The organism is Oceanobacter antarcticus (assembly GCF_044962685.1).
Lineage (GTDB): Bacteria > Pseudomonadota > Gammaproteobacteria > Pseudomonadales > Oceanobacteraceae > Oceanobacter > Oceanobacter antarcticus.
Map to the genome: position 1 here is coordinate 253,202 of NZ_JBBKTX010000002.1, position 8,906 is coordinate 262,107.

14 protein-coding genes are annotated in these 8,906 nt (G+C 54.1%); 8 read left to right on the forward strand and 6 right to left on the reverse strand.

Annotation, left to right across the window (positions count from 1 at the left end):
- The first annotated feature begins 50 nt into the window (after positions 1-50).
- A complete protein-coding gene (locus WG929_RS02795) occupies positions 51-509 on the forward strand; it encodes a hypothetical protein (RefSeq protein ID WP_022960192.1) in 459 nt (152 codons plus the stop codon).
- Between the two features lie 47 nt (positions 510-556).
- A complete protein-coding gene (locus WG929_RS02800; RefSeq protein ID WP_022960193.1) occupies positions 557-811 on the forward strand; it encodes a DUF5676 family membrane protein in 255 nt (84 codons plus the stop codon).
- 24 nt (positions 812-835) lie between these two features.
- On the opposite strand, the gene WG929_RS02805 is transcribed toward WG929_RS02800, so the two are convergent.
- The 4 genes from WG929_RS02805 to WG929_RS02820 are packed head-to-tail and all read right to left on the reverse strand — an operon-like array spanning position 836 to position 4,497.
- Positions 836-1,417 carry a c-type cytochrome gene (locus tag WG929_RS02805; RefSeq protein WP_416204795.1) on the reverse strand — a complete coding sequence of 194 codons (582 nt, stop codon included), beginning with the start codon at positions 1,415-1,417 and terminating at the stop codon, positions 836-838.
- 18 nt (positions 1,418-1,435) lie between these two features.
- The gene (locus WG929_RS02810; protein WP_027951200.1) at positions 1,436-1,729 is read right to left on the reverse strand and encodes a hypothetical protein; all 294 of its coding nucleotides are present in this window, start codon (positions 1,727-1,729) and stop codon (positions 1,436-1,438) included.
- 51 nt (positions 1,730-1,780) lie between these two features.
- Positions 1,781-2,611 carry a copper resistance protein B gene (locus WG929_RS02815; RefSeq protein WP_416204796.1) on the reverse strand — a complete coding sequence of 277 codons (831 nt, stop codon included), beginning with the start codon at positions 2,609-2,611 and terminating at the stop codon, positions 1,781-1,783.
- Positions 2,612-2,622: 11 nt separating this feature from the next.
- Positions 2,623-4,497, reverse strand: a complete 1,875-nt coding sequence (locus tag WG929_RS02820; RefSeq protein WP_416204797.1) for a copper resistance system multicopper oxidase — start codon at positions 4,495-4,497, stop codon at positions 2,623-2,625.
- A gap of 170 nt (positions 4,498-4,667) precedes the next feature.
- Here WG929_RS02820 and WG929_RS02825 point away from each other — a divergent pair, with 170 nt between their 5' ends.
- From WG929_RS02825 to WG929_RS02850, 6 genes are all read left to right on the forward strand, one after another.
- Positions 4,668-5,360: a heavy metal response regulator transcription factor gene (locus WG929_RS02825; protein WP_416204798.1), complete on the forward strand. Its 693-nt coding sequence runs from the start codon at positions 4,668-4,670 to the stop codon at positions 5,358-5,360.
- Complete coding sequence (locus WG929_RS02830) at positions 5,347-6,804, forward strand: Cu(+)/Ag(+) sensor histidine kinase (RefSeq protein ID WP_416204799.1); 1,458 nt, start codon at positions 5,347-5,349, stop codon at positions 6,802-6,804. The genes WG929_RS02825 and WG929_RS02830 overlap by 14 nt, the downstream gene beginning before the upstream one ends.
- The gene (merR, locus tag WG929_RS02835) at positions 6,782-7,186 is read left to right on the forward strand and encodes a mercury resistance transcriptional regulator MerR (protein WP_416204800.1); all 405 of its coding nucleotides are present in this window, start codon (positions 6,782-6,784) and stop codon (positions 7,184-7,186) included. The genes WG929_RS02830 and merR overlap by 23 nt, the downstream gene beginning before the upstream one ends.
- Before the next feature lie 90 nt (positions 7,187-7,276).
- Positions 7,277-7,636: a mercuric transporter MerT family protein gene (locus tag WG929_RS02840; RefSeq protein WP_416204801.1), complete on the forward strand. Its 360-nt coding sequence runs from the start codon at positions 7,277-7,279 to the stop codon at positions 7,634-7,636.
- 38 nt (positions 7,637-7,674) lie between these two features.
- Positions 7,675-7,962, forward strand: coding sequence for a mercury resistance system periplasmic binding protein MerP (gene merP / locus WG929_RS02845; protein ID WP_416204802.1), 288 nt, complete (start codon positions 7,675-7,677; stop codon positions 7,960-7,962).
- A complete protein-coding gene (locus WG929_RS02850) occupies positions 7,959-8,186 on the forward strand; it encodes a GDCCVxC domain-containing (seleno)protein (RefSeq protein WP_416204803.1) in 228 nt (75 codons plus the stop codon). The genes merP and WG929_RS02850 overlap by 4 nt, the downstream gene beginning before the upstream one ends.
- Positions 8,187-8,190: 4 nt before the next feature.
- On the opposite strand, the gene WG929_RS02855 is transcribed toward WG929_RS02850, so the two are convergent.
- Together WG929_RS02855 and WG929_RS02860 are read right to left on the reverse strand one after the other, a co-directional pair.
- Complete coding sequence (locus WG929_RS02855; RefSeq protein ID WP_416204804.1) at positions 8,191-8,574, reverse strand: YkvA family protein; 384 nt, start codon at positions 8,572-8,574, stop codon at positions 8,191-8,193.
- Complete coding sequence (locus WG929_RS02860) at positions 8,571-8,825, reverse strand: MerR family DNA-binding protein (RefSeq protein ID WP_416204805.1); 255 nt, start codon at positions 8,823-8,825, stop codon at positions 8,571-8,573. The genes WG929_RS02855 and WG929_RS02860 overlap by 4 nt, the downstream gene beginning before the upstream one ends.
- Between the last annotated feature and the right edge of the window lie 81 nt (positions 8,826-8,906).

Consider the following 8,906-nt stretch of genomic DNA (forward strand, 5'->3'; position numbering starts at 1 on the left):
GACTTTTTGAGACTCTAATCGATGAGTCAATCCACAACTGAGAAAAAATTATGCAAATTGAAACCTTAAAAGATGTGCTGCACTGGACCCGGGAATTTCACCAACATCTCAGTCAGTGCTTATCCCATTGCGCAGACAAGAATACGGATGAACGGGCCCGGATGATTCTTGCTTACCTGTCCGATCACGAAAAAAGTCTCACAAAAGTTGTCAATGGCTTCGAAACCTCGGGCGATGAACATGCGCTGAACACCTGGTGTATGGAATATGTGGCAAAGCATCCTATCGTCCGACATGCACATTGCGACGCGCCTTTTGCCGAGCTTGATGCCGCGCAAATCATGGAGGTGATTGTCGATCAGCATCAGCAGGTGATTGAGCTGTATCGCTATCTCGCCTCAAGGGCGGATATCCCCTCTGCCAAGGAGTTGATGGAATCACTCCGGTCGCTGGAGGAACACGAAATGATGCGTATGGTGCAGTCTGCCAACCGGTTCGGGGATATGTAGAGACACTAATTTATTACAGATACACCACCATAAACGGAGGAATAGTCATGACACTTAATGCGTTCAAATTCGGGATAGCCAGCGCGATTACCGCGGCGATACTGTGGCTGGCTTGCAGCCTGTTGGTGATGTTAATGCCCGCCATGATGTTATCCATGTCTGGGGAAATGGTGCATATGCAACTGAATGAGATGGGTTGGCATTTGACATTCACTGGCGTTGTTGTGGGACTGGTGGCTTGGTCAGTGTCAGCGGGTATCGCCGGGTGGTTGCTGGCGGCTATTTACAACCGCTTGCAGTAAGCCGATGGATTATGAGGTGCCATATCAGTGACCATGCCCTTCCGAGTCTTGCCCACGTGCGGTGAGTATCTGGTATTGGTCGGGAGACAGTTCCGGCAACCGCTTCAGGAACGCCACCATGTTCCAGATACGTTCATCGTCATGCCCCGGTCCCCAGGCGGGCATGCCCGAGGCCTTGATGCCATGTTTAACAATCCAGAATTGTCGTTTACTGGCCTCGTCGTCATTTTCGGTGTTACCGGTATGATCGTGTCCATGTTCATCACCCGCTAGAGTTAGGTTGGGTGGTGTGGGATATAACCCCAGGGTGAAATCACTTTCGGTTTTGCCCGGCTTCAAATGGCACCCTGCACACATATCATTGTAGTCGGCGCCACCCGCCAGTAACCGCTCCGGTGCGTTTAGGTCGCCAGGAACCTTAATTTCACTGGCAGCACGTGCAACTGAACGTTCACGCAAGGTTTCCAGCAGCCAGTAGGTCAGCCGATTGTGTGGTACATCGGCTCCCATGGGGTAGAGGCCTGAATAGAGAAATAGCCCACCACCCACCAGCGCGATGACAGCGGTAATGACCAGACTCTTGATAAAGGTGGTGAGCGCCGACATGAAAACTCCTTGGGTTGATCAGTGTTGGTGTTCTGAATGTTGCTCGCCTGAGCTTTTTTCGTTGTCCTGATGATCAGCCTGCGCTTGATCCTTTTCAGAGTCGTTATGATGCATGTCATTCATGCATTGTTTCATCATGGCTTGCATCACGGGATCATTCATATCCATCTTGCTGTGATCCATATTTTTCATGGCTGCACAATCCGGTTTTTCAGCGTCTTTCATGTGCTCTTTAGGATCATGGGCCTGTGCAGATAAAGCGATGCCCAGAGCGGCGAGGGCGATGATGGGCGTGAAGCGTTTGGTTTTCATAGCGGTGTTCCTCTTGAAGAAAAAGTGATGGAGATAGGCATGTGCCCATGGTTAGAACCAGAACCGCAATCCGGCAACGAATTGGGTATCTGAGGTATCTTCGCCCGCTGCGCGGCGGTAATCGGCTGTGTCACCATAGGTGTCTGTCCATTCCACACCGATATAGGGAGCGAATTGACGGCTGAATTCGTAACGCAGGCGTAAGCCCACCGCGAGATCCGAGAGACCCGAGCCCAGGCCATTTTCAGCGTCATCCTTGCCGTACAGGTTGAGTTCTGCTCTGGGTTGAAGGATGAGTTTTTGTGTCAGCAGCAACTCGTACTCGGCTTCGGCGGAGAGAGCGGTCCGACCGTCGTCGCCCACATAGGCAGTCACATCCAGCTCAAACCAGTAGGGCGCCAGGCCTTGGACACCGAACGCGAGCCACTGGCGATCCTTACCTTCGTTATACTGGTCGAGTCGAACGCCGAGCTGCGTGTCAAAATAGGCATTAAGCGCATGGCCCCACAACAGGTCGGTTGAACTCTCCTCCAGCGTGCCGTCTGCGATATCACCCTCCGCTTTGATGACAAAGCGGTCGTAGGTGGTGCCATACCAGGCCTGGACATCGTAAACCGTGCTATCGCTATCTTCCTGATACTCCAGGCGATCACCCAGAATGGACCAGAAGGCGTGTTCGTCCGCCAGTTTCAGTTGCCGCGGCCCCGGCTGTGCATAGGGGCCTTCGGTCAAGGTGTAACCGTCGGAATAAGCGTGGGGATCGCGGGCATCGGCCGGAGCGCTGCCGCCCTGCATTTGCATCTCGTCGTGATCCATTTGCGCCAGGGCCGTATTCACTTGAAGGGCACCGACAATAAAAACCAGTGTTGTGAGATATTTCACCGTATTAAGCCTCATGACACCACCACTTCGCGGAACATGCCCGCGTCCATATGAAACAGCAAATGGCAATGCCAGGCCCAGCGGCCCAGATCATGGGGTGTGGTCAGGTAACTGATGCGCTGCGCTGGTTGCACGGGAATGGTATGGCGCCGAACCCGCAATTCGCCCTGATCGGTTTCCAGTTCGCTCCACATGCCGTGTAGGTGCATGGGGTGGGTCATCATAGTGTCGTTTTGCAGAATGATTCTAACGCGTTCGTTATGACGCAAGGAGACTGGTGTGCTTTTGCCGAATTCAAGCCCGTCGAAGGACCAGCTATAGCGTTCCATATTGCCGGTAAGGTGCAGTTCCAACTCCCTCGCAGGCAGGCGGCGGTCATCCATCACACCAACGATGGATTTCAGGTCGGCCAGCGTCAGCACTCGGTGGCCCTGTGGGCGCAACCCACGCTGGCTTAAGTTGCGCAAGCCAATACCCGGATCGTCGAGATTGGTGCGTGGCATGTCCACTCGCATATCCACCGAAGCGCCGTATTCGGTTCGGGCGTGGCGTATGGTGGATGAGGGTTTGGCAAGAGAGTTATCAGAAGCCCGCTGCATGCCGTGCATACTGTGATCCATGGCCATGCCGCCGTGCATCTGGGAATGATCCATGGTGCTGTGATCCATGGCACCCATACTCATGGACCCCTGATCCATACCGCTATGATTCATGCCTTCGTGACCAGTGCCATGACTCATAGCCCCCATCATGTCAGCCATGGTCAACCACTCAACCGGGTCAGGATCTGGTACTGGAGCGGTTAAGCCTTGCCGCACGGTCAGGGTGCCGCGGGCATAGCCGCTGCGTTCCATGCTCTGGGCAAAGATGGTGTAAGCATCGTCCTGCGGTTCGACCATGACATCGTAGGTTTCTCCGGGGCCAAAGCGGAATTCATCCACGGTGACCGGCTCGACATCCTGGCCATCCGCCTGGATCACCGTTAGCTTCAAACCGGGAATGCGGACATCGTAAAAGCTGTTGCTGGCGGCGTTGATAAAGCGAAGCCGTACGCGATCACCGCGCTGGAACAATCCGCTCCAATTGCCCGCCGGGGTGGTGCCGTTCATCAGGAAGGTGAGGGTGGCTGCCGACAGGTCCGCCAGATCGGTCGGGTTCATACGCATCTGGTTCCACATCTGGCGTTTTTCCAGTGCCGCCTGTAAGCCCATCTTTGAAACATCGACTGTGAAATCGAAAAAGGTGGGCTGATTGAAGTTGTAGACATCGCTTTGCACTTTCAGTTTGCTGAAAGTGTGCATAGGGTCTTCGTCGGTCCAGTCGGAAAGCTGTACCACGTAATCCTGGTCGGCGCGGTGCCTTTCGCCCGCCCGTGGTTCAATAATCAGGGCGCCGTACATGCCCGTCATTTCCTGAAAGCCGGAGTGGCTGTGGTACCAGTAGGTGCCGCTCTGCCGAAGTGTAAAGCGATAAACAAAGGTTTCTCCCGGTGCGATGCCTGGGTAGCTGATCCCCGGCACACCATCCATTTGATAAGGCAGCAGTATGCCGTGCCAGTGAATGGAGGTGGCGACCGGCAGGCGGTTGGTGACGCGGATGGTGACTTCATCGCCCTCGCGCAAACGTAGCGTCGGTGCCGGAATGGAGCCGTTGATGGTGGTAGCCATACGTGTGACACCGGTAAAATTGACGGGGGTTTCGGCGATCACCAAATCGATTTCTCGGCCGCTGAGTACCGGTGCCGAGCCCAGCGCGGCCGCGCCTTTTACGGCCGCCTGCAACCAGGACGGTGTGGCGGCCAGCACGCCACCGGCTGCCAGGCCCTGCACGAAGCGGCGGCGACTAAGTTGCCAGGGCTGTTTGGGTCGGGGAAACCATGGGGTCATGAGTCAATCTCTTTTCGAATAAACGATGGTTGTCCGCATACTAGCGAGCCGAGCCTGTCACCCGCATGACTTCAAAATGACAAAGTTGTAATCTGGTCGTCATCTTCTTGTGGGTTAGCCAGGTTTAGGCTGTTTCCAAACCCATTCTGAACATACGGAGCAAGGCAACGATGCGGCTATTGGTGGTCGAAGACGAAATCAAGACCGGCGATTATTTACAGCAGGGACTGACCGAGTCGGGCTTTCTGGTCACGTTAGTGCGCAATGGCCTCGACGGCCATCATTTGGCGATGACAGAGATCTTTGATTTGCTGGTGCTGGATGTCATGTTGCCGGACGTCGACGGCTGGCGAATTGTGCAGTCACTGCGCGAGGCTGGCCGTCAAACACCGGTGCTGTTCCTAACCGCCCGCGATAGCGTGGATGATCGCGTAAAGGGTCTGGAGCTGGGTGCTGACGATTACCTGGTCAAGCCCTTCGCCTTTGCCGAGCTGCTGGCTCGGGTGCGCACCCTGTTGCGCCGCAGTACGGTGCCGGTGATGACCGACCAGATCAGAGTCGCCGACCTCACCCTGGATTTGCCGCGTCACCGGGCCATGCGCGCCGGCCGCAAGATCAATCTCAGCCACAAGGAATTTTGCTTGCTGGAGCTGTTGGTCCGGCGGAAGGGTGAAGTATTACCGCGCTCCTTGATCGCCTCCCAGGTGTGGGACATGAACTTTGATTCCGACACCAATGTCATTGATGTGGCCATACGGCGCCTAAGGGCAAAAATCGACGACGATTATGAGCCCAAGCTGATTCACACCGTGCGTGGCATGGGTTACAAGCTGGAGGTTGAAGACGACCATGACGAAGGTTAGCCTCGCCCGGAGACGACCGCTGTCACTCAACAGCCGGGTGATGTTGTTTGTCGCGATCGCCATCAGCCTGAGTCTGCTGATGATCGGCCATCTGGTGCAAAAGGAGGTGGAGCGCCATTTTGCTGAACAGGATGCCGACGAATTGGTGGTGATTACCCGTGCTGTTGAGAAGGCCCTGCAAACGGCGAAGGATCAGGGTCTGGCTCCGGAGGACGCCCTTGCGCGAGCTGTGTCTGGCCATCACGGCGTCTATTTTCAAGTTTGGGATGATGCTGGACGTCTGGTCTATAGTTCCGTGGACACCGGATCTTTGCTACAGGCGAACACCTATGCCCCTGTGGCCCGCATCCAGGTAGACAATCTGTACACCTGGCAATCTGATGGCAAAACCTACCGTGGCACTGCCACCCATACCCGCATCGCGGGCCAGGACTATCGCATCGTCGCTGCCATCGATATGGATTTCCACATCCACTTTCTGGAAAATTTTCGTCGCAGCTTGTGGATGATCATGGTGGCGGCAGGGGCCATCACTCTCCTGGCGGCCTGGTATGGCGTGCATCAGGGGCATGCCCCAATACGTACTCTCAGTGAGACTATGGGTAATGTCCAGGCTGATCGGCTGCATGTGCGTCTCGATCCCGATACCGTGCCGGGGGAGCTGAAAACGCTGGTTGATTCGTTCAACCATATGATTGGGCGATTGGAGGACAGTTTTGTTCGACTTTCTCATTTCTCCGCTGATATCGCCCATGAATTGCGCACACCGCTAACCAACCTGATCACCCAGACTCAGGTGGGTTTGGGTAAGTCCAGAAGCCTGGAAGAATATCGCGAACTGTTATATTCAAACCTGGAAGAACAGGAGCGCCTGACCAAAATGGTTAATGACATGCTCTGGCTGGCCCAGAGCGAACACGGCCTGCTCAAGCCTGTCTGGGAACCGCTGGATCTGGCTCGTGAAGTGCGCGAGCTGTTCGATTTTTTCGAGGCGCTGGCGGAGGAAAAACACATCGAATTGGTATTGGAGGGAAAGGCGCCAATCATACAGGGTGACCGCGCCATGCTGCGTCGTGCATTATCCAATCTGCTGTCCAATGCCCTACGTCATACACCTGAGGAGGGACGAGTGCTGGTCCGGCTGGATTCATCGGGCGAGGGTAGGGCGTTACTCAGCGTACAGAATCCGGGGCCGGAAATTCCAGCCGAGCATTTGCCCAGGGTTTTCGACCGGTTTTACCGGGTCGATCCCTCCCGACAACGACAAAGCGAAGGTGCTGGTTTGGGGTTGGCTATCGTCAAGTCCATAGTCGAAGCTCATGAGGGAAACATCGAGGTGATCTCCGAACGCGGCGTTACGCGTTTCACGATCAACTTACCCAGAGCAGCCGATGCAGAGGTAACTGTTATGGGAGAAAGTGATGAGTCAACTGACCATCGGTAAACTGGCGCAAGCAGCACAGGTCAGTGTCGAAACCATCCGTTATTACGAACGTCGCCAGCTTATCGAGCAACCGCCAAAACCAGCACAGGGATACCGACGTTACCCAAAAACTACCCTGGCGCGGGTCTTGTTCATCAAACGCGCCCAGGAACTGGGATTCACTTTGGAAGAAATCGATAATCTGTTGGCGCTTGGAGAATCGCATTGCGAAGAGGTACAAGGCCTGGCTGAAGGTAAGCTGGCCGAGGTGCGGGCGAAAATTAACGACCTGCACCGATTGGAGCAAGTCCTGGAGCATCTATTGATTCAGTGCCGCACCAATCCCGATAATGCGGTTTGCCCCATTGTGGAATCCTTGCAACCCCCTTCCGAGCAATCATAAATGGGCGATCAATCATAAATTTGAACTTGACTCCGTACCTGAGTACGGTGGTTACACTGGCTTCATCACAATTATAGGGTGAAGTCAGCCATGACCCCAAAACATAAACTCGCTGGAAGCAACGTACCCGTTATAGGTGGCGTGATTGCCGCTATCGGTGCGAGTCTGTGCTGTGTCGGACCTTTTGTGTTGCTGACGCTGGGCGTCAGCGGCGCCTGGATCGGCAACCTGACACTGCTGGAGCCTTATCGTCCTTTCTTTATTGTCATCGTGTTGTTGCTGTTCGGTTGGGCTGGCTGGCAGGTTCATCGACCAATCGAGGCCTGTGCGTCGGGCACCGCCTGCGCCGTACCGCAAACACGGAAACGGCGGCAGATTATTGTCTGGACCACGGCAATCATCGCGCTGATCCTCGTCAGCAGTAGTTACTGGATTCCCCTGTTTGCCTGAAAAAATGGCGCTCACCGTTAAAGACTCTGGAGCCAACCATGCAGAAAATCATTCTCAGTATCGTATTCACCCTCGCCAGCTTCTCGGCCTGGGCCAAGCCACAAACCCTCACGCTGGACCTGCCAACCATGAACTGTGCCATGTGCCCAATCACCGTCAAAAAAACGCTGACCAAGGCAGAAGGAGTAACCAATGCTGAAGTCAACTATGAAAAAAAGCAAGCGGTGGTGACCTTCGAAGATACCAAGACCAGCGCCGAAAAACTGATCGAAGCGACCACCAATGCCGGTTATCCCTCAACGATCGTTAGCGAAAAAAAACCATGACAGAAGTCATTCTACAATCGGAACTGACTTGCCCCGAATGCGGCCATAGAAAGATCGAAACCATGCCGACAGATACTTGCCAATGGTTTTATGAATGCGAAGGTTGTCATACATTATTGAAGCCGAAGGCCGGTAATTGCTGTGTGTACTGTTCCTATGGATCGGTGCCATGTCCTCCGGTACAGCTCAACCCGAAGTCAAAAGGTTGCTGCGACTCACCATGACAGGTCAACCCCTTGAAAGTGCGCCATAGTGCATAACAATGGCAGCCAAACTCATACACCAGAATAAGCCAATGGCCAAAACGGCGGGCCAGCTTTTAGGTAAATTAATGCTGCTTTTTTCGACCTGCGTTTGGAACTCATGCCATAAAGGCTCAGGGATTAACTTTACCGCCAGATAGATCCCAAACGGCAAGAGTATGAGGTCATCCACATAGCCCAGAACGGGGATGAAGTCTGGGATCAGGTCGATGGGGCTCAGCGCGTAGGCAACAACAATCACGACGAGGCATTTCGCTGCAATGGGTGTTCTTGGATCACGGCTTGCCAAGTACAGGGCTTTAACCTGTTGCTTTATGTCTCGCGCAAAACATTTGAGCCGCTTATTCATTGCCCATCAGTTTCCTTGTCGAAAGACTCAAGGATCGGACAGCCCTCTTCGCGGGTACCGCAGAGATTGGTTAGAAGGCGCAGTTCGTTCCTCAAAGTGGTTAATTCGGTCAAATGCTGTTCTACCTCCTCCAGTTTATGATGTGCCAGCTCCCGGACTTTAGGCTTCGCTTTTTGCGGATTTTCCCTGAACTTAAGCAACTGGGTTATCTCGTAAACGCTCAAACAACCCCATCTAAAATCACTACTCAATTCATTCTAAGCTGTCTTCAAATTCTTCAACGAGACAGCTCATGACTAAATCCGAACAATGGCAGCAGCACATCAACCTTT

Excerpts from the sequence above, each read along its gene's own strand:
- merR (WP_416204800.1), top strand. The coding sequence starts at position 6,782 with ATGAGTCAACTGACCATCGGTAAACTGGCGCAAGCAGCACAGGTCAGT.
- WG929_RS02820 (WP_416204797.1), bottom strand. The coding sequence starts at position 4,497 with ATGACCCCATGGTTTCCCCGACCCAAACAGCCCTGGCAACTTAGTCGC.
- WG929_RS02805 (WP_416204795.1), bottom strand. The coding sequence starts at position 1,417 with ATGTCGGCGCTCACCACCTTTATCAAGAGTCTGGTCATTACCGCTGTC.
- WG929_RS02795 (WP_022960192.1), top strand. The coding sequence starts at position 51 with ATGCAAATTGAAACCTTAAAAGATGTGCTGCACTGGACCCGGGAATTT.
- WG929_RS02830 (WP_416204799.1), top strand. The coding sequence starts at position 5,347 with ATGACGAAGGTTAGCCTCGCCCGGAGACGACCGCTGTCACTCAACAGC.
- WG929_RS02850 (WP_416204803.1), top strand. The coding sequence starts at position 7,959 with ATGACAGAAGTCATTCTACAATCGGAACTGACTTGCCCCGAATGCGGC.
- WG929_RS02810 (WP_027951200.1), bottom strand. The coding sequence starts at position 1,729 with ATGAAAACCAAACGCTTCACGCCCATCATCGCCCTCGCCGCTCTGGGC.
- WG929_RS02825 (WP_416204798.1), top strand. The coding sequence starts at position 4,668 with ATGCGGCTATTGGTGGTCGAAGACGAAATCAAGACCGGCGATTATTTA.
- WG929_RS02855 (WP_416204804.1), bottom strand. The coding sequence starts at position 8,574 with ATGAATAAGCGGCTCAAATGTTTTGCGCGAGACATAAAGCAACAGGTT.
- merP (WP_416204802.1), top strand. The coding sequence starts at position 7,675 with ATGCAGAAAATCATTCTCAGTATCGTATTCACCCTCGCCAGCTTCTCG.
- WG929_RS02840 (WP_416204801.1), top strand. The coding sequence starts at position 7,277 with ATGACCCCAAAACATAAACTCGCTGGAAGCAACGTACCCGTTATAGGT.
- WG929_RS02800 (WP_022960193.1), top strand. The coding sequence starts at position 557 with ATGACACTTAATGCGTTCAAATTCGGGATAGCCAGCGCGATTACCGCG.